Consider the following 18,789-nt stretch of genomic DNA (forward strand, 5'->3'; position numbering starts at 1 on the left):
TTTTAAGATAGAAAAGAGATTTTATTTTTTGTTTTTCACGTATTTTTCAAGCCACTGGTCTTGTTCCCAAAGGGCATGTAAAATATTCTCCTTACCACGATATCCATGTGCTTCATATGGTAAAAATACAAAGCGTACGGTACCGCCGGCACCTTTAATGGCTGCAAATAGGCGTTCGCTATTTATCGGGAATGTACCTGTGTTATCATCAGAATCGCCATGGATTAGCAACAAAGGTGTTTTAATTTTATCGGCATAACTAAAGGGGCTCATTTCATAGTATAATTGTGGTGCCTGCCAATAAGTACGATCTTCGTTTTGGAAACCAAAAGGGGTAAGTGTACGATTGTATGCACCGCTTCTTGCGATACCTGCAGCGAACAAATTTGTATGGGCTAAAAGATTCGCTGTCATAAAGGCACCATAGCTGTGGCCACCAACTGCCATGCGTTTTCTGTCACCAACGCCTAAATCAGCTAATTTGTTAATAGCAGCCTCAGCATTTAAACTTAACTGATCAACAAAGGTATCATTTGGTTTTTTGCCGTCTTTAGCTACGATCGGCATTTCTGCATTATCCAGAACTGCATAACCACGGGTTACCCAGTAAATCGGAGAACCCCATGATATGGCTGTGAATTTATCTTTAGAGCCACGAATCTGGGCCGCATCTGCAGCAGAATTGAATTCGCGAGGGTAAGCCCAGATGATAGTAGGTAAAGGGCCATCTTTTTCTTTGTTGTAGCCTTTTGGCAAATATAAATCGCCTGTTAAGTCAACGCCGTCGGCACGTTTGTAAGAAATTTTCTCTTTAATAACGCCATCTAACGATGGGTATGGGTTTGCAAAGGCTGTTACCGGTTTGTCTGCAATGCGAAGGACAAGATTTTTTATATAATAATTAGGGACTAATTTCTGGCTTTCTTTTCTGGTCAGCAGAACGAGTTTGTCAGGGTCGATAACATCGCTTACATATTCGAAAGTTCCCTCGGCACTTCGCCAGATAATTTCACTCTTTTTAGTTTTTAAGTCAAACTTCGCCAGAAATGGCAAATCACCTTTTTCGGATGAACCTACCGTATTATTCATCAGCAGTTTTGTGCCATTATCTACCGTATGAATTACCGAACGGCCATACTTATTTTTTGTTGTAACCGGTGTGCCTGGATTTCCATAAGCATCAGTTTGGTTACGGGTATATAATTCTTCTAAAGTTCCTGTTGTTGGATTATATACACTTACCTTATTAGTTTGTTTGCTCCTTAAACCTTCCATAACTAAAGCTAAACTTGCGTTTCCCCATTGAACGCCGCGATAGCGGGTTTGTGTTTTAAATAGTTCTTTTTCGGCGCCGGTAAATGGTGCACTTAAAGCATACACGGCATCGTGGAAGGGAACATTTTTCTTAATTAAGCCACTATCTAATGGTTTTGACCAAATGATGGTAGCAGGTTCATCATCTCTCCAGTCGAAACCGCGTGGAACATTCTGGGTGTTGTCATATCCTGATGGTGTGCCTTCTGAAGATGGTAATTCTGCCAAAACTTTAACGGCTTTACCCGTTAAATCGGTAATGGTAACGGTTGATGGAAAACCATTTGCAGTAACTAAATATGAAAATGGTTTGCGAATTGTTTCCACCAACATATATGTTTTATCGGGAGAAAGGCTTACTGAAGAATAAATTGCGGGTTTGCCAATTGGCGTTTCTACACCGCCTGTATTTTTAACCAGTTGCGATGTTCCATAAAATTCAAAGAGTTGTTCATCAAACGGAGATTTGATTAAATCCTGGTAAGTTGGACTAGGTGCGGCCTTACCTAAATTTTGCTGTACCGTTGGTCCTTTTGGCATTAACGGTTTTACCGGTGCAGAACTCGCAGGTTTGGTAACTGTTCTGTAAATAATCGTGTTATCGTTTAACCAGGTTAAACCATTGCCTAAAACAACATTTAAAAAAGCTTTATTCGTTTTTGTTGCCTTTTTGGTGGTAATATCTATGATATATAAATCAACACCTTTTTGCGTGGTATTGGTAAAAGCAATTTTAGTTTGCGATGGATTCCAGCTGATGTTACTGGCATACAATGGCGAAGGCAAACCCGTAACCGGGAAGGTTTTATCGGCTTTAATACTCTTCAAGCTGAAATTATTAATGTAAGTAATCCGGCTGGGCGAATAATTGTTAGGATTTAGCCTTAATCCTGCAATACGATATTCCGGCATGGCCAATTCTTCTACAGAAGGGTAGGAGTTTCTTTCGCTGAATAAAATCCATTCGGCTTTATCGTCTGTGCTAACGCCTGGTGTTGGCTTGGCAAGTAATAAATCAGCAATTTCTTTGGGTGGCGTTTGATAGCTTACAGCATCCTGCGCAGCAGTATTAAATGAAATAAATGCGCCAGCTATTAAAAAATAGAAGTGTAGTTTTTTAAACATAATCCGGTTTGGTTATTTGATAAGGAATATTCAAATATTGCAAAATTAACCGGACCTGAACAGCGCGTAACTGCTTATTTACATAATTGTAATAAAGTCGTGGTACAAATGTTAGGGGTAGTTACTTTTAATTTCCTGCATGGAATTCAATATCATTTTTTTAAGGATGTCGACATTAATATCGCTTAATTTCTTAACATAAATACAGGCTTTACCGGTTTTATATTTGCCGAAATCTGCTAAAAGTCTCTCCTTGTCTTTAAACTGTGCTGAAAAGTATAATGCAAAAGCGTCTTTTCTTGGCGAAAAACCGGCAAGTGGTGCATCGCCCTCCCGACCGCTTTCATATTTGTAGTGATAACTGCCGAAACCAATAATTGCTGTGCCCCACATTTTAGCTTTAAAAGCAGATGCTTCTTCAAACAGTTTAATTAAATCGAAACTGTCTTTCCGTTTAGCCTCATCGGCAACTGTATTTAAAAAAGCAGTTACGCTGCCATCATTTTCAGTAGTTTTGTTTTGTGCCATATTGAATTATATCGTTGTTTGATCCGTATTAAAAGGAATTTCAGGACCAGATAATACAAGTTATAACAAGAGGCTGTCTCAAAATGCGAAATATCATCCTGAGCCTGTGGAAAGACTTTGAAATTGTTATCCAGATCTTTTCGACAGGCTCAACATGAGTAAAACTAATTATGAGACAGCCTTTCTATCTTAAAATAAGATTGCCGCATTGCTGTGCTTTTCGTAATGACGTACAGTTAGATTATTTAAACTCCCTGAAATCCTGACCATCTTTTATGTTAAGTAAACTTTCGTAAATCAGGCTGATAACATTATCTACATCTTCTTTATGGACCATTTCCACTGTAGTGTGCATGTAGCGTAACGGTAAAGAAATTAAAGCCGATGGAACGCCGCCATTTGAGTAAGCAAAAGCATCGGTATCTGTTCCGGTAGAGCGTGATGATGCCTGACGTTGGAACGGAATTTCGTTTTTCTCCGCCGTTTTGATTAATAACTTGTTCAGGTTGGTTTGTACCGCCGGTGCGTAAGAAACAACCGGTCCTTTGCCTGCTGCTAAATCGCCCTGTGTATTTTTATTAATCATTGGTGTTGTCGTATCGTGCGTTACGTCGGTAATAATGGCCACATTTGGTTTAATACGTTCTGCGATCATTTCTGCGCCGCGTAAGCCAATTTCTTCTTGTACAGAGTTAACAATGTATAAACCGAAAGGTAGTTTTTTCTTGTTTTCTTTTAATAAACGGGCAACTTCAGCAATCATAAAACCGCCGACACGGTTGTCTAAAGCACGACCAACATAGTAACGGTCGTTTAAGACCATAAATTCATCTTCGTAGGTAATTACACAACCCACGTGGATGCCTAATTTCTCTACTTCTTCTTTTGAGGTACAGCCGCAATCTAAAAAGATATTTTTTAATTCAGGTGCTTGTTCCTTTTCGCCATGACGGGTGTGGATGGCCGGCCAGCCGAATACAGCTTTAACCAAACCCTTTTCAGTGTGGATATTTACACGTTTCGATGGTGCAATCTGGTGGTCAGAACCACCATTACGGATTACATAGATTAAACCATCGGCTGTGATGTAATTTACATACCACGAAATTTCATCCGCATGTGCTTCGATTACAACTTTATAAGCCGCTTTTGGATTAATTACACCAACTGCAGTACCGTAATTATCAATAAAATGTTCGTCGATATAAGGTTTGAGGTAATTTAACCAAAGCTTTTGTCCTTCCCATTCATAGCCCGTAGGTGCCGGGTTGTTTATGTATTCTTCAAGAAATTGTAATGATTTTTTGGTTACAACTGCAACATGTTTTTTCTTGTCGTCTTCTTTTTTCTTAGCCATATTTATTTACGATTTTAGATTTACGGTTTTAGATTTAAAAAGCAACTAAAACATCCATCTAATTTTATTTATTTTTCTGTTAAAATTTTCAACATACAATCCCAAATTTATTAATCGTAATTCGTAAATCTACAATCTAAAATTCCAATTCCATAACTACGAAATCATAGCCATCTTTGAAAAACGTATCTTTGGTTTCGTGGAAGCCAAATTTAAAATAAAATTCCTTTGCATTAACACGGGCATTGCACCAAAGCGCTGTTGCCTTCTGAATTTTACAAAAATCTAGGATATATTCCATTAGTTGAGTACCATAACCTAATTTTTGGGCTTCGGGTAGAACAGCGAGCTTTCTGAATTGATAAACATCACCTTGCGAAAACAGCGATACGACACCCGTTAATTTATGGTCGGCATACAGCCCAAAATGTACGCCGTCAAAATCGTCTTTCAATTTTACCGAATCGAAAGGCATATCAGGGTACATTGCCAGATGACGAATCCTCCAGGTTAATGATGGGAAAATTTGCTCTATTTGAATCAGGGTTTCCAAATTAAAATTTCTTGTTTCCGTAAAATTGATAAATTAATGTATTCAGTACGATTATTCCTGCCATGCCATAGCAAAATAAGTTCCACCCGCCTTTATCCCAAAGATATAAACCTAAAGCGGAACCGCAACTCGCACCAATAAAACTCACAGACATAAAAATGGTATTCAATCTGTTTCTGGCTTCAGGAATTAAGGTGTAAATTCTGGTTTGATTGGTTACGTGAATGGCTTGCTGGCCGATATCAATAAGAACAATTCCGATTACAAATAAGTATAAATGATTTCCGGTAAAATAGAATAAAGCAATACTGATGATTTGCAAGATAAAACCTATCATTAAATTTTTACGCGGATTATTGCCATCGCTGAGTTTACCAACTAATGGGGCAGCTAAAGCGCCTGCCGCACCGGCGATACCAAATAAACCAATTTGCAGGGTTTGAAAACTAAATGGTGGATTTGCAAGAAACAGAACCATGGTTGTCCAGAAGGCACTTATAATTGCAAAAGCTAAAAAGTTAATTATGGAAGTTTCGCGTAAAGCCGGTTGCGTTTTAATATAGCTGAACATCGAAGTCATTAATTCTTTATACGAGCCTTTAAAAGCAGGGTAACTCTGCGGAAAACGTTTAGCCATTAAAGCGATAAGTAAGGCGCAAATGCCGGCAGCCATAAAGTATACAGCTCTCCAGCCTAACCAAAAGCCTATGCTTCCGCTAACCGCTCTCGAAGCTAAAATACCGACAAGCAAACCGCTCATAATCATACCAATGTTTGCACCGCGATTTTCGTCAGAACTTAAATTGGCAGCGAGCGGTAAAATAAGCTGTGGAACAATTGAGCAGGCACCAATTAAAACCGAGGCAATTTCGAGCAGGAAAAATGTTTTTGAAACTGCTGCAACTAACAGGGCTAAAATGGCTAATCCTGTAATGACTAAAATCTGTTTTTTACGCTCGAACATATCACCCAGCGGAACCAGTAGAAATAAACCCAGGGCATAGCCAATTTGCGTTAAATAGGTAATACGCCCTGCATAACTTTCTGTAAGGTTAAAATCTTTGGCAACCAGGATTACTAGAGGTTGGCAGTAGTAAATATTTGCAACAATTAAGCCTGTACAAAAGGCCATTAAAAGAATATCTGCTCGTTTTAACATAGATGAGATGTAAAATGTAGAGATGTAAGATGGAATTAATATGTAAGATGGATAATGGATGATGGAAATCCCTCATTATTATCCATCTTTCAATAACCATCTGATATGTAAAATGTAGAGATATAAAATGGATGATGGGTACGGCATTTTTCCCCATCACCCATCTTACATTAACCCGCTTCCATATTTATAAGGGTATGTTTCCATGTTTCTTACGAGGCTTATTTACCACCTTATTTTCTAACATCTTAAAAGCTTTTATCAACTTAATCCGGGTTTGCGCAGGTTCAATTACTTCATCAATAAAACCGCGTTCGGCAGCCCGATAAGGATTTGCGAAAATATCTGAATACAGTTTTTCTTTTTCCAGCCATTTTTCCTGCGGATTTTCGGCTGTTGTAATTTCTCTTTTAAAAATGATTTCCGCTGCACCTTTTGCGCCCATCACTGCAATTTCAGCACTTGGCCAGGCGTAATTCATATCGGCACCGATGTGTTTACTATTCATTACATCATAAGCGCCACCATAAGCTTTTCTGGTTATCACCGTTATACGCGGAACAGTAGCTTCACTAAAGGCATATAATAATTTTGCTCCATTGGTAATGATGCCATTCCACTCCTGGTCAGTGCCCGGAAGGAAGCCCGGAACATCTTCAAAAACCAATAAAGGAATATTGAAACAATCGCAAAAACGAACAAATCGGGCCGCTTTTGTTGATGAATTACTGTCTAAAACACCAGCTAAATAAGCCGGTTGATTGGCAACAATTCCAATACTTCTTCCGGCCAGACGGGCAAAACCTACAACAATATTCTCAGCATAGGCTGCATGCACTTCCAGAAAACTATCTGCATCAGCAACCGCTGAAATGACTTCTCTAATATCATAAGGCTGAGATGCATTTTCAGGCATAAACGTATTGAGTTCCGGTCTGCTTTCTTCTGCTCCTTCGTAAGGTAAATGTTCTGTAATTTCCTCGCAATTTTGCGGCATGTAACTCAAAAGCTTTTTAACATGTGTTATTGCTTCGATTTCATTTGCACAAGCAAAATGTGTTACGCCCGATTTGGTTGCATGTGTATTTGCACCACCAAGTTCTTCTGAAGTTACTTCTTCGTGAGTTACCGTTTTAACCACATTTGGGCCGGTTACGAACATGTAAGAGGTATTTTCCACCATTAAAATAAAATCGGTGATGGCAGGGGAATAAACTGCTCCACCCGCACATGGACCCATAATAGCTGATAACTGCGGGATTACACCCGAAGCCTGAACATTTTTGTAAAATATATCGGCATAGCCGCCTAAAGAAACCACACCTTCCTGAATACGAGCCCCGCCACTATCATTCAGGCCAATTAACGGCGCGCCATTTTTCATCGCCATATCCATTAACTTACAGATTTTCTCCGCATGAGTTTCAGATAAGGAACCACCAAAAACCGTAAAATCCTGCGAGAAAACATAGGTTAAACGGCCATTAATTGTGCCATAACCCGTAACTACACCATCGCCGGGATATTTTTCCCTTTCCATACCAAAATCGGTACTACGATGGGTAACGAGCATACCAATTTCTTCAAAACTGCCTTCGTCCATTAAAAAATGAATGCGTTCTCTGGCAGTAAGTTTTCCTTTTTTGTGCTGACTTTCGATTCTCGCTTGTCCGCCACCAAGGTTCGCCTGGTTTATTTTATCTTGAAGTAATGCTATTTTTTTATCCATATTTGGTTGGTAACAGATTTTAAATTTAGAAATTACATTCGGGAATGCAAGGTTCTGCCCGTTGTTATTTACCAAAGACACCTGAATATTTGTTTTTTCTGCAAACCCCGCAGGTTTTTAAAACCTATAGGGTTTAAATAATCGGATGTTTAAATTCCTGTCAATCACTTATATTACATTTTTTTTACAGCTTAAAGTATTGAAAAACCAATAATCCGTTTAATTTTGTAATTACATTAGAACAGAATTAGAACCGACTAAATGTTTTTGAGAAAATACAAGTATATCATCGTTGCCGCTTTTATGCTCATCTTCAGTGCGAAGATGGCCATTTCCGGCGCACCGGTATTTTGCACTTGTATTGACCGGGAAATCATGAACGCCGTAATCATGCAGATTGAGTTAGAGCATGATGGCGGAAAGGATGCCGCCAAAGACACATCTAAATTCACAGATTTTAAACTTGTTGAATTAAATCATCCAATCTTCTCTTACGAGTTCTCCTCAAGTCATTTTGTTTTGAAGAGTAGTTTTGTAGAGCACTTCAAAAGATATGTAGATCCATATCATCCTACGGTTCCGACACCACCACCCAACTTTTGCTAAGTTTTTAGGTGTAACAACATTTTCTCGATTGAATTTATCGATAACAAATCGTAAGCTTTAAGCAGGCTTTTTGCTATCTATATTCTTTTTGCTGTTGCACTGCGATTTATTCGTTAAAATTTACCAGATAATTATATCGTTATGCAAAAGTTTAACCCGGCCTTTTCAGGTTCGGATGTGAAAAAATATATTCTTAAAAAGAATTTAAAGAAAGATTTACCCGCCAGTATTGTTGTTTTTCTGGTAGCCTTGCCATTGTGTTTGGGTATCGCACTGGCGTCAGGCGCGCCTTTATTCGCCGGTTTAATAACCGGCATTATAGGTGGAATAGTTGTGGCCTCATTTAGTGGTTCGCAACTGAGTGTAAGTGGTCCGGCTGCAGGTTTAACTGTAATCGTTCTGGGTGCAATTACCTCCCTGGGTGCCTATCCAACATTTTTACTTGCGGTTGTGCTGGCTGGTGTTTTCCAGTTAATTTTAGGTTTGATAAAAGCCGGAACAATTGGCAATTACTTTCCTTCGAGCGTAATCGAAGGAATGCTGGCGGCCATCGGGTTAATCTTGATTTTAAAACAGCTTCCGCATGCATTGGGTGTTGATACCGATTTTAGTGGTGATGAAGGTTTCTTTCAGCAGGATCATGAAAATACTTTTTCTGCGATATCTGCTGCGTTAGGCCACTTTAGTCTGGCTGCTGTAGTGATTAGTTTGTTGTCGATCGCAATTTTAATTATATGGCCGAAATTTCCAAAACTTGCCATTGTACCTGCACCATTATTGGTTGTAGCCCTGGGTATTATCGGTACGATAATTTTTGGTGGAACTGATCACCCGCTTCGAGCCGATCAAATGGTGAAAATACCTGTAGTAAATGGTTTTGGAGAATTTATCGGGCTATTTACGACACCCGATTTTTCTCAACTGGCAAATAAAAATGTTTACATCGTTGCAATTACCATTGCTGTTGTAGCAAGTTTGGAAACCCTTTTAAGTATCGAAGCCATTGATAAAATAGATCCGATTAAACGCATATCGCCAACAAACCGCGAATTAATTGCACAAGGTATCGGAAATATTGCCAGCGGCATGGTTGGCGGTTTACCAATGACTTCGGTAATTGTTAGGAGCTCAGCCAATGTAAATTCTGGAGCAAGAACCAAGATGTCGGCAATTTTTCATGGTGTCTGGTTATTGCTTTCCTTACTATTTATTCCACAGGTAATTAATATGATTCCATTATCTTGTTTGGCTGCAATTTTACTGGTTACAGGTTACAGGCTTACGCGGATAAGCTTGTTTAAACACATGTACCATAAAGGCTGGGATCAGTTTGTACCTTTTGTGGTAACGATTGTTGCCGTATTGTTTACCGATTTATTAAAAGGTGTGGCCGTTGGCATGTTGGTTTCTATCTTTTATTTATTGCGTACCAATATGCGTAATCCTTTTTTCTACAGAATTACAAATGATGGCGATAAAAAAAACATCAGAATTAAACTGGCAGAAGAAGTCTCTTTTTTAAATAAGGCAGCTATACAGGTTGTTTTAACGAATATTCCACGAGAAACAAATGTAATTATTGATGGAAGTAACGCAAGATACATCGACCCGGATGTTCTGGAAACCATTTTTAATTATAAACATAATGCTTACACAAAAGGCATTATTGTAACTTTAGAAAATGTACAGAAACATTATACTGTACCAAAATTAAATAATAAGATTGTAGAAGAAATAAATAATAAAAAATAATGAAGGCACATACTTTAGAAACACAAGCAACAATTACCCCTGAAAAAGCATTTGAAATACTAAAAGAAGGTAATGAAAGATTTGTAAAAAATTTAAAAGCCAATAGAGATTTACTAGCGCAAGTAAATGATACCAGAGCAGGACAATGGCCATTTGCGGTAATATTAAGCTGTATAGACAGTCGCACTTCTGCAGAATTGATCTTTGACCAAGGATTAGGAGATGTTTTTAGTGTGAGAATAGCCGGGAATTTTGTGAACCAAGATATTTTGGGGTCTATGGAATTCGGCTGTAATGTTGCAGGATCTAAATTAATTGTTGTTTTAGGGCATTCAAAATGCGGAGCTTTAAAAGGAGGATTAGATGCTGCTGCAATCCACCAAACGGAAATGAAAAACCTTTGCCATTTAGTAGATCATTTTAACCCAATTATTGAGGAAATTATTACTGAAGGAGAAGAACGCTCATCTAAAAATGATGACTTGTTGGAAAGGCTGAACATACAAAATGTAAAGCAAACGATAGAAGATATCCGCGATCAAAGTGCTACTTTGAACCAAATGGAAAAAGAGGGGAAAATAAAAATAGTAGGCGCGAATTATAATGTAGAAACTGGTATTGTAAGCTGGTTATAGCATTTAAGACCATAATAGTCAAAAAGTTCGTACTTATATTTTGATAGTTTTATAAAATACGTTGGCTTATCAATACATTTGCCGGTATTAATAAAAAAGAGGTTGTATCATAAATATGAAAGGTCATCGTTAGCCTTTCAAAAGACTTGTAAAAATTGCCTTTGAGGACGTTTCGATGCTTCGGTAAACTCAGCACAGGCTGAGCTCAACGTAACAAGTTTCAAAAATAATTTTATGATACAGCCTCTTTACTTTTCTTTACTATTCGGCATGTTTCCGGCGTGTCCCTCGTTTCCTTTTTCAGAATCTTCACGGGCTTCTTCCGAACCAAAATCGCCTCTTCCAAAATTTCTACCCAGGTTACCCGCATCAGATTTTACTTTGTTTTTTTCGTTATTTTCATCGCTGTGATGACGGGGAACCAACTGATCGGGCATATTTGTTTTATCTGCAGCGTTATCCGCGTTTTTATCTTTTAAATTTTCGTTTTGATTATCCATGATGTTTTTTTTTATTAAGAACAGCAGGAATTCGAGATGGTTTTAAAAGAGTGATAAGGATTTGGAAATGTGTGTGCGGTGCTTTTCTTTCAAAGCTCATAGGTTTAATCACAAAATAAATGTTTTAAACGCCTTAAAAAAAGAAAAACCCCTGATTGCTCAAGGGTTTCGGAAATTTATAGCGTTGACAACTTTCTGGCAATATTTCTAAAAAGTTGTCAACGCTTAACTTAATGATTAATCTTCAGCCAAAAACGGATAGCGATAATCAGTCGGTGATTCGAAAACTTCTTTAATTGTACGCGGGGAAACCCAGCGCAATAAGTTAATCATTGAACCTGCTTTGTCATTCGTACCCGAACCTCTGGCGCCACCAAAAGGTTGTTGACCAACAACCGCTCCAGTACATTTATCGTTAATGTAAAAGTTACCAGCCGAGTTGCGTAAAGCATAACTTGCCTTATCAATCGCATAACGGTCTTGTGCAATTAAAGCACCGGTTAAAGCATATGGTGATGTTGTATCAATTACCTCCAAAATCGAATCAAAATCTTGGTCTGCATAAACATAAACTGTTAAAACAGGGCCAAATAATTCTTCACACATGGTGGTATATTTCGGATCGTTAACCACTAAAACAGTTGGCTCAACGAAATAGCCCTTACTTTTATCGTAGTTGCCGCCGGCAATAACCTCAACGCCTTCGTCTTTCTTCGCCTGGTCGATGTATTTTGCTAATTTATCAAAAGAACGCTCATCGATAACGGCATTAATGAAGTTGGTAAAATCTTCAGTTCCGCCCATTTTAAATGTAGCCAAATCACGTAACATTTGTTCTTTAATTTCCGGCCAAAGGCTTTCTGCAATGTAAACGCGGCTTGCAGCTGAACATTTTTGTCCCTGGTATTCAAAAGCACCACGAACAATTGCCGTGCTTGCAATATTGGTTTGTGCAGACGGGTGAACCAGGATAAAATCCTTTCCACCTGTTTCACCAACAATACGAGGATAAGACTTGTATTTGTGGATGTTTGTACCTATCGTTTTCCAGATTTCCTGAAATACTTTGGTAGAACCTGTAAAATGAATACCTGCGAAATCAGGGTGATTGAAAATTACATCACCGGTTTCCGGTCCGTCAGCGTAAACTAAGTTTACAACACCATCAGGTAAGCCGGCCTCACGGAAAATTTCCATTAAAAGGTTAGCTGCGTAAACTTGTGTGTCTGCAGGCTTCCAAATCACAACATTCCCCATCATCGCTGCCGAAGCTGGTAGGTTAGCCGCAATAGCTGTAAAGTTGAAAGGTGTTAATGCGAAAACAAAACCTTCCAGGGGGCGCTGTTCTACACGATTCCAGCTGCCGCGAGGTGAAACAGGAGGTTGTTGTTTATAAATGTCAGACATGTAACTCACGTTAAAACGTAAGAAATCAATCAGTTCGCAAGCGGCATCAATTTCTGCCTGGTATGCATTTTTGCTTTGACCTAACATCGTCGCCGCATTTAATTTATAACGGTATTTGCCGGCAATTAAATCGGCAGCCTTTAAAAAGATGGCCGCTCTGTGTTCCCAGGAAAGGTTTTCCCAGTCTTCCTTTGCAGCAAGTGCTGCATCGATTGCCTGTTGGATATGCGTTTTATCGCCAATGCTATATTGGGCTAAAATATGTTGATGATCATGCGGCGGAACAACTTTACCTTTTTTGGTTGTATGAATTTGTGCGCCGCCGATATACATCGGGATGTCTTGCTGGTGTGACCGGGCTTCAGCCAATGCTTCTTTTAAAAGTGCACGTTCTTTACTGCCTGGGCCATAATTTAATATAGGTTCGTTTACCGGAGTGGGTACGTTAAAAAATCCTTTAAGCATATTTTATTTTTTATGATTTGGGCAAAGATAGGGCTTTTTGAGGGATGCAATTCTATTCTTCTGTAAAGAAAATAGGGCAAACGTTTGTGTTAATTTAAAATGGGATTTAACTGTTAAAAACAATTCTTACATAATTTCCATGATGACTTACCGATGTATCATGGATAGTTTTTCCATGTGTATTTTTTATTTCCGGCAAGCCGGATTCATTGTAATAAATTTGATAACCACTGGTTTGGCTGTTGAAAAGACTAAGGTAATTTGAATGATAAGGATTTTGCCATTCATTTAGATTTTTAAAAAATAAAGAATTATCAGTCGCAATTGTATGTATAAAATCACTGCTGATTTCAGATGCTGTTAAAAATTTCAAAGTATCATATTTAACAAACCCTTTTGCAGTTTTATTATTTAATTCTAAAATTTGGCACTGAAAAGATATAGGGTTAAAAAGTCTTTTATTCGTTGTCCTGTTGTGGATTTTGTATGCCGCCTCTTTCATACTCCATAACAGCCACACCGTCACATCAGGATTTTCTGCCAATGAAATCAGCTTTTGTTCTTCTCCCGTAAAAATCTTATCAAGGTAGTTTTTTCGTCTCCAGTTACTTTGAATTTTAGCCAGGTTTAAATCTACAACATCGTTACCCAGCATTTGCCTGTAATTTGCTTTCAATAACTTCTATAGTCGCTTTTACGGTAAGCATTTTTGCCATCGAATCGTTATCAATTTCAATTTTGAATTTCTCTTCGATATCGAGAATGATATCAACTAAATTTGCAGAATTTATTTTGAGGTCTTTAATAAAGTCTGTGTTTTCTCCTACACGCTCCAAAGCAGATTTTTCTTCGGTATAAGGTGTAATAATTGTAATCAGTTCCTCAATTAGATGTTGTTTATCCATTTTTATATTTTTTAAAAATTACACAGGCATTGATATCTCCAAATCCAAAACTGGCCTTTGCTAAAATATCAAATTGGTTGTGGATTAACTTTTGAGGGATGCGGTTTTTGTCAATCATTGAACTGATTTCCGGATTTAAATCCTCGCAATTAATATTAGGAAATATAAAACCCTCATAAAGTTCCAGAATTGAAGCGACACATTCTATGCTCCCGGATGCACTTATGCAATGGCCAATCATGCCTTTTAAAGAATTTATGTAGGGAAAGTTACCTGAAGAAGCGCCTAATGCATTTTTCCAGTTTTCGATTTCCAGCGCATCTTTTGATGTTGCCGTAAGGTGTCCGTTTACCACTTCGATTGCATCGGAGCGAATTCCTGAACTTTCAATAGCCAGCTTAATACAGCGCTGTACGGCAACCGGATTTGGCGCAGTCATGGTTCCAAGGCCCCGTTGACCACCGGAGTTTATATGTCCGCCTAATACCTCGGCGTAAATTTTGGCATTTCTGTTTAAAGCAGATTCCAGCGATTCTAAAACCAAAGCGCCTGCGCCACTTCCGGGTACAAAACCACTTGCCGTTAAACTCATCGGGCGACTTCCTTTCTCCGGTTCATTATTATGTTTGAACGTGCAAACTTTCATTGCATCAAATCCGCCCCAAATGTAAGGCCCGCTGTCGCTTGTACTTCCAGCCAGCATTCTTTTAGCTTGTCCGGATTTAATTCTTTCAAAAGCCAGTAAAATACTTTCAGTACCCGTTGCACAGGCCGAGGAATTTGTCGTTACCTGGTTTCCCAAGCCCAGTTTTCCGCTAATAAAAGCACTAACACCACTGGCCATGGTTTGTACCACAACAGAACTTCCGAGTTTTCGGATGTCCATATCATCAATTTTATTTATCGCCCAGCGAAATTTATCTATTCCCGATGTGCCTGTTCCAAATATGGTTCCGCTGTCCCAGTCGGGTTCATCATCCGTATTCCTTTCCAAACCGGCATCTGCCCAGGCATCTAAACCGGCTATTACACCATAGGTAATTCCAGTACTGTTTAAATTTCTTAATTCAAGTGGTGTGAAATACCGTAAAATTCTTTCTTCGTCGAATTCGGGCATCCCGGCAATTTGACACGAAAACCCAAGTCTTTCCAACTCCGGCTGATGTTTTATTCCGGAGATACCATTCTTTATTGCATCTGTGAAATCAGGAATCGTTGTTCCGTTTGGCGCACAAATACCAAGACCAGTGATTACAACACGATTGTTATCCATGAGGTTTAGAGATTAACATGCCCGAAATAGTTCCTTTACAAATAACTTCGCCCGAAACATTCTCCATTTTCACTTTACAGCTTAATTTATTAAATCGAAAATAAAGCTTTTCACTGGTTACAATTACTTTTTCGCCAGGGTACACGGGTTTCAGAAAATCAATTGAATTAGAGGTCATCGCCAGCGATATTTTAGCCTCATCAGATGCATCTTTCAATAGGTACAATCCCAAACAGACCAAACCAATTTGTGCCATGGTTTCCGTTAAGATGACTGCCGGAGTAACAGGATAATCCTTGAAATGGCTTTCATAAAAATAAGAATCAGCAGCGTAGGTATATTCGCCAGCAACACCATTTTCATCTATATGTAACAGCTCATCAACAAACCGAAAAGATTTGCCGTATGGAAGTTTATGTAATATATCTTCCTTTAACATCTTACCATTGTAAAAGGATTCTTTGCGCAGAAAACCCCGGACCGAAACTCAGCATTAATCCTTTTTCTCCTGACGCGGGTTTTTTATCCATGATGCGTTCCAATACATATAAAACAGTTGCGCTGCTCATATTACCATAAAGTCTTAAAACTTCTTTGGTTTCATCTATATTTTTACCAAGCTTACCAAATAATTCTTCCACAACCTGTATGATTTTTTTTCCGCCGGGATGAAAAATAAGATGGTCAATGGCCATAATTTCTAAATCATTTTTGGCTAAAAAAGGATGGATAATCGCCGGAAAATGCGAAGCAATTGTTTCGGGAACCTCAACATCCAAAACCATTTGTAAGCCGGTATTGGTTAATTTAAATCCCATCATTTCTTCAGCATCGTAGAAGTGATACATTTCTTCGGCGAGAATTTCGGGGCCATGATCTGCCTCATCCGAACTAAGTAATACACAAGCCGCACCATCACCAAAAATGGCTGCACTAACTACATTAGCCATAGAAAAATCATTAAGCTGAAAAGTTGCGGTGGGTGATTCAACGGCAACAACCGCCGCCCGTTTTCCAGGGTTGGCTTTGAGAAAATTTTTAGCATAAATTATTCCTGAAACACCTGCAGCGCAACCCATTTCTGTTACAGGTAAACGCACAATATCCTGACGTAGTTTTAATTCATTAATCAGATAGGCATCTAAAGAAGGAATCATGATACCGGTACAACTAACTGTAATAATATAATCTAAATCCTGAGGTTTCCAATTTGCATTTTCCAATGCATTTTGCAGGCATTTTTTACCCAATTTTATGCCTTCCCTGATGTATATATTGTTTCTTTCCTCAAAGCTTAAATCACTGAATACTTCTTCGGGCGACATTATCGAATAGCGTTTGTCTACAGCCGCCCCTTCAAAAATCTTTTTCACTTTCCTTATAAATCGTTCATCCTGATCCTTTAACCAGCTATCTAAAAAAGGTAAAATAGCTTCTGTTGCCCGCCAGAATTCGGGTAATGCTTTACCAACTGCTTTTATTCTAACACTCATATCGTTTTAATTATCCATTGGTAGCGAAATGCCCATTTCCATTTAATATAACTGAATTTCAGGTTTAACTGTTTGGCGTATTTCATTAAATCTGCTCGCTTAAATCCCCGTAAAATAGATACGAGACCATCTTCCCTCGACATATCGTTTAACTTAAAAACAAAACACAGTGCTTTGAAAAGGTAATAGGCCAACGCACTCCTCTGCAAATCATTAATTACCAGACCCATTTTTGCCGAATGTTTGAATTTTTCAAGTAAGCTAATGATTTCCTCATCTTTAAAATGGTGTAATGTCAGGGTGCAAATAAAAATATCGCATGGTTGTTCTACTGTTAAATTGTCAAAAATATCACCGCATTCATAGGAAATGTTATCGTAACGGCCTGATAAATTTTCAGCGTGTTTTATGGTAAATTTATTGGCATCTATTCCCTTTAAAATAAAATTTAAGCCTCTTCTTTTTGCGTAACCGGCTAAAGCCCTCAACATGTCCCCGTTGCCACAGCCAATATCTGTAATACGTATAGGTTCATCTTTTGGTTTGTTTTTGATTAAAAATTCAATGCCATTAAGCGTAACCTTGTTGCCGCCTAACAATTGGTTAATCCGTGCAATTTTATCCAGTGCATCTCTTAAAATTTCGCCTTCCATCTGGAAATCATCCATTAGTTCGGGCGCATTGCTTCTAAATTTTGTATTTATGGCCATTAACGGGAAATTGGAATGGGTTGCCCATGAGTATATTTAATTAATTTATTCAAAACAAAGGGCATTCTGCTAAGAGAATTCATTGCAAAATTTTCCAGTGTCTCATTTCTTAACAGGGAAGTTAATAGTCGTCCTGTTTTTAAACGGGTTCTGAATATGCTTTTCCAGTTTGCCGTATATTTTTTTTCCAACTCAATTCTTGATGAAATTTCTCCTTTAAAATATTTATTTAAAAGTTCGGATAAGATTTTACCACTATGAATAGCCATTGCCATGCCATTACCGCAAAGCGGATGTATTAATCCTGCTGTATCTCCAATCATTAAAATATGATTAAACACAGGTTCTTTTGCATCAAAAGATATCTGGCTAATGGTTAAAGGGGCATCAAAAATCATTTCTGATTTTTCGAATATGTTTTTAAGGTATTGGTTTTTGTAAAGTACATTTTCCTGGTAGGCAGCGATATTTTTATGCTTTTTAAAGCTTTCGTAGTCGGCTAAATAGCAGATATTTAATACATCATTTTCAACCTTGGAAATCCCGCAATAACCCCCTTTAAAATTATTCAGACTTACCAAGTTATCCGGGAAATCTGAAGTGTAATGTGCCTTAACGGCTAAGTATTCTGATTTTTTACTAATAAATTTACGTTCTAATTTTACATCTATCGATGCCCGTTTACCATAAGCGCCAACAACATGGTTTGCCGTAAAAGCTTTGCCGGCAGCCGTTTCAATAATAAATTGATTATCCAAGTAATTTATATTAACAACGGTATCCTGAAAGATGTTTACACCCCGGTTAATTGCGCTGCGGTATAAAAAATCGTCGAGTGCATACCTGCTCAAACCCCAGCCGCCTAAAGGTAGTGTTGTGGTAACAGATTTATCCGAGCTCGATGTGAACTGTAAATTGGTAATTGATGCAGGCCATAAATCCTTCAGGTTTAGATTCAGCCAGCTGAGGTAAGGCAAAACCTCGTTGGAGATATATTCCCCACAAACTTTATGATGCGGGTAAGTGTTTTTCTCAATCAACGTAACATTTAACCCCAGTTTATTCAGATGAAGTGCAGCTGTTAAACCTGCTAATCCACCACCAATAATTAAAATTTCTGATTCTAGTGGCATATAGGTGTAAGCATGTTACAAGGTAACATTTTAATTTCACGTTTGTTGTGCATAAGATTAAATGCTGAAATTTTATCTGGAGACAATATTATAAACGAATTTTAGAGATTCGGAAATTTAAAAATAATGGATTTCTATAAAATTC

The 18,789-nt window shown here is 38.2% G+C and carries 18 protein-coding genes; 3 read left to right on the plus strand and 15 right to left on the minus strand.

Going from position 1 to position 18,789, the window contains the following annotated elements; genetic code table 11:
- Positions 1 to 21: 21 nt before the first annotated feature.
- The 6 genes from O0931_RS17855 to O0931_RS17880 all read right to left on the minus strand — a co-directional run bounded on the left by O0931_RS17855 (position 22) and on the right by O0931_RS17880 (position 7,765).
- On the minus strand, positions 22 to 2,439 hold the full coding sequence (locus O0931_RS17855; protein WP_269416844.1) for an alpha/beta hydrolase family protein: 2,418 nt from the start codon (positions 2,437 to 2,439) through the stop codon (positions 22 to 24).
- A 111-nt stretch (positions 2,440 to 2,550) separates the two neighbouring features.
- A complete protein-coding gene (locus O0931_RS17860; RefSeq protein WP_269416845.1) occupies positions 2,551 to 2,967 on the minus strand; it encodes a DUF1801 domain-containing protein in 417 nt (138 codons plus the stop codon).
- Positions 2,968 to 3,208: 241 nt separating this feature from the next.
- Entirely contained in the window at positions 3,209 to 4,324 is a 1,116-nt protein-coding gene (locus O0931_RS17865; RefSeq protein ID WP_269416846.1) for a M42 family metallopeptidase, read from the minus strand.
- A 136-nt stretch (positions 4,325 to 4,460) separates the two neighbouring features.
- Positions 4,461 to 4,877 (minus strand): GNAT family N-acetyltransferase, encoded by a 417-nt coding sequence (locus tag O0931_RS17870; RefSeq protein WP_269416847.1) that lies wholly within the window; start codon positions 4,875 to 4,877, stop codon positions 4,461 to 4,463.
- 1 nt (position 4,878) lies between these two features.
- Positions 4,879 to 6,036 carry an MFS transporter gene (locus O0931_RS17875; RefSeq protein WP_269416848.1) on the minus strand — a complete coding sequence of 386 codons (1,158 nt, stop codon included), beginning with the start codon at positions 6,034 to 6,036 and terminating at the stop codon, positions 4,879 to 4,881.
- Positions 6,037 to 6,223: 187 nt separating this feature from the next.
- Positions 6,224 to 7,765: an acyl-CoA carboxylase subunit beta gene (locus tag O0931_RS17880; protein WP_269416849.1), complete on the minus strand. Its 1,542-nt coding sequence runs from the start codon at positions 7,763 to 7,765 to the stop codon at positions 6,224 to 6,226.
- Between the two features lie 303 nt (positions 7,766 to 8,068).
- Here O0931_RS17880 and O0931_RS17885 point away from each other — a divergent pair, with 303 nt between their 5' ends.
- The 3 genes from O0931_RS17885 to O0931_RS17895 all read left to right on the plus strand — a co-directional run bounded on the left by O0931_RS17885 (position 8,069) and on the right by O0931_RS17895 (position 10,758).
- Positions 8,069 to 8,371, plus strand: coding sequence for a hypothetical protein (locus O0931_RS17885; protein ID WP_269416850.1), 303 nt, complete (start codon positions 8,069 to 8,071; stop codon positions 8,369 to 8,371).
- A 141-nt stretch (positions 8,372 to 8,512) separates the two neighbouring features.
- On the plus strand, positions 8,513 to 10,123 hold the full coding sequence (locus O0931_RS17890) for a SulP family inorganic anion transporter (RefSeq protein ID WP_269416851.1): 1,611 nt from the start codon (positions 8,513 to 8,515) through the stop codon (positions 10,121 to 10,123).
- A complete protein-coding gene (locus O0931_RS17895) occupies positions 10,123 to 10,758 on the plus strand; it encodes a carbonic anhydrase (protein ID WP_269416852.1) in 636 nt (211 codons plus the stop codon). Before O0931_RS17890 ends, O0931_RS17895 begins: the two co-directional genes overlap by 1 nt.
- Positions 10,759 to 11,006: 248 nt before the next feature.
- Here the strand turns inward: O0931_RS17895 and O0931_RS17900 are convergent, their stop codons facing one another.
- The 9 genes from O0931_RS17900 to O0931_RS17940 form a co-directional block, all read right to left on the minus strand.
- A complete protein-coding gene (locus tag O0931_RS17900; RefSeq protein WP_269416853.1) occupies positions 11,007 to 11,258 on the minus strand; it encodes a hypothetical protein in 252 nt (83 codons plus the stop codon).
- A gap of 237 nt (positions 11,259 to 11,495) precedes the next feature.
- Complete coding sequence (pruA, locus tag O0931_RS17905) at positions 11,496 to 13,130, minus strand: L-glutamate gamma-semialdehyde dehydrogenase (RefSeq protein WP_269416854.1); 1,635 nt, start codon at positions 13,128 to 13,130, stop codon at positions 11,496 to 11,498.
- Between the two features lie 106 nt (positions 13,131 to 13,236).
- Complete coding sequence (locus O0931_RS17910) at positions 13,237 to 13,785, minus strand: 4'-phosphopantetheinyl transferase family protein (RefSeq protein ID WP_269416855.1); 549 nt, start codon at positions 13,783 to 13,785, stop codon at positions 13,237 to 13,239.
- The gene (locus tag O0931_RS17915; RefSeq protein WP_269416856.1) at positions 13,775 to 14,035 is read right to left on the minus strand and encodes an acyl carrier protein; all 261 of its coding nucleotides are present in this window, start codon (positions 14,033 to 14,035) and stop codon (positions 13,775 to 13,777) included. The genes O0931_RS17910 and O0931_RS17915 overlap by 11 nt, the downstream gene beginning before the upstream one ends.
- Positions 14,028 to 15,308: a beta-ketoacyl-[acyl-carrier-protein] synthase family protein gene (locus tag O0931_RS17920; protein ID WP_269416857.1), complete on the minus strand. Its 1,281-nt coding sequence runs from the start codon at positions 15,306 to 15,308 to the stop codon at positions 14,028 to 14,030. The genes O0931_RS17915 and O0931_RS17920 overlap by 8 nt, the downstream gene beginning before the upstream one ends.
- The gene (locus O0931_RS17925) at positions 15,301 to 15,747 is read right to left on the minus strand and encodes a 3-hydroxyacyl-ACP dehydratase FabZ family protein (protein WP_269416858.1); all 447 of its coding nucleotides are present in this window, start codon (positions 15,745 to 15,747) and stop codon (positions 15,301 to 15,303) included. Before O0931_RS17925 ends, O0931_RS17920 begins: the two co-directional genes overlap by 8 nt.
- Before the next feature lies 1 nt (position 15,748).
- Entirely contained in the window at positions 15,749 to 16,801 is a 1,053-nt protein-coding gene (locus tag O0931_RS17930) for a type III polyketide synthase (protein ID WP_269416859.1), read from the minus strand.
- Positions 16,798 to 17,511, minus strand: a complete 714-nt coding sequence (locus tag O0931_RS17935; protein WP_269416860.1) for a methyltransferase domain-containing protein — start codon at positions 17,509 to 17,511, stop codon at positions 16,798 to 16,800. Before O0931_RS17935 ends, O0931_RS17930 begins: the two co-directional genes overlap by 4 nt.
- Positions 17,511 to 18,644, minus strand: coding sequence for an NAD(P)/FAD-dependent oxidoreductase (locus O0931_RS17940; RefSeq protein WP_269416861.1), 1,134 nt, complete (start codon positions 18,642 to 18,644; stop codon positions 17,511 to 17,513). The genes O0931_RS17935 and O0931_RS17940 overlap by 1 nt, the downstream gene beginning before the upstream one ends.
- Positions 18,645 to 18,789 lie beyond the last annotated feature (145 nt).

This window comes from Pedobacter rhodius (assembly GCF_027213645.1).
Lineage (GTDB): Bacteria > Bacteroidota > Bacteroidia > Sphingobacteriales > Sphingobacteriaceae > Pedobacter > Pedobacter rhodius.

Excerpts from the sequence above, each read along its gene's own strand:
- O0931_RS17910 (WP_269416855.1), bottom strand. The coding sequence starts at position 13,785 with ATGCTGGGTAACGATGTTGTAGATTTAAACCTGGCTAAAATTCAAAGT.
- O0931_RS17855 (WP_269416844.1), bottom strand. The coding sequence starts at position 2,439 with ATGTTTAAAAAACTACACTTCTATTTTTTAATAGCTGGCGCATTTATT.
- O0931_RS17885 (WP_269416850.1), top strand. The coding sequence starts at position 8,069 with ATGCTCATCTTCAGTGCGAAGATGGCCATTTCCGGCGCACCGGTATTT.
- O0931_RS17915 (WP_269416856.1), bottom strand. The coding sequence starts at position 14,035 with ATGGATAAACAACATCTAATTGAGGAACTGATTACAATTATTACACCT.
- O0931_RS17930 (WP_269416859.1), bottom strand. The coding sequence starts at position 16,801 with ATGAGTGTTAGAATAAAAGCAGTTGGTAAAGCATTACCCGAATTCTGG.
- O0931_RS17920 (WP_269416857.1), bottom strand. The coding sequence starts at position 15,308 with ATGGATAACAATCGTGTTGTAATCACTGGTCTTGGTATTTGTGCGCCA.
- pruA (WP_269416854.1), bottom strand. The coding sequence starts at position 13,130 with ATGCTTAAAGGATTTTTTAACGTACCCACTCCGGTAAACGAACCTATA.
- O0931_RS17935 (WP_269416860.1), bottom strand. The coding sequence starts at position 17,511 with ATGGCCATAAATACAAAATTTAGAAGCAATGCGCCCGAACTAATGGAT.
- O0931_RS17895 (WP_269416852.1), top strand. The coding sequence starts at position 10,123 with ATGAAGGCACATACTTTAGAAACACAAGCAACAATTACCCCTGAAAAA.
- O0931_RS17890 (WP_269416851.1), top strand. The coding sequence starts at position 8,513 with ATGCAAAAGTTTAACCCGGCCTTTTCAGGTTCGGATGTGAAAAAATAT.
- O0931_RS17875 (WP_269416848.1), bottom strand. The coding sequence starts at position 6,036 with ATGTTAAAACGAGCAGATATTCTTTTAATGGCCTTTTGTACAGGCTTA.
- O0931_RS17860 (WP_269416845.1), bottom strand. The coding sequence starts at position 2,967 with ATGGCACAAAACAAAACTACTGAAAATGATGGCAGCGTAACTGCTTTT.
- O0931_RS17900 (WP_269416853.1), bottom strand. The coding sequence starts at position 11,258 with ATGGATAATCAAAACGAAAATTTAAAAGATAAAAACGCGGATAACGCT.
- O0931_RS17865 (WP_269416846.1), bottom strand. The coding sequence starts at position 4,324 with ATGGCTAAGAAAAAAGAAGACGACAAGAAAAAACATGTTGCAGTTGTA.
- O0931_RS17880 (WP_269416849.1), bottom strand. The coding sequence starts at position 7,765 with ATGGATAAAAAAATAGCATTACTTCAAGATAAAATAAACCAGGCGAAC.
- O0931_RS17940 (WP_269416861.1), bottom strand. The coding sequence starts at position 18,644 with ATGCCACTAGAATCAGAAATTTTAATTATTGGTGGTGGATTAGCAGGT.
- O0931_RS17925 (WP_269416858.1), bottom strand. The coding sequence starts at position 15,747 with ATGTTAAAGGAAGATATATTACATAAACTTCCATACGGCAAATCTTTT.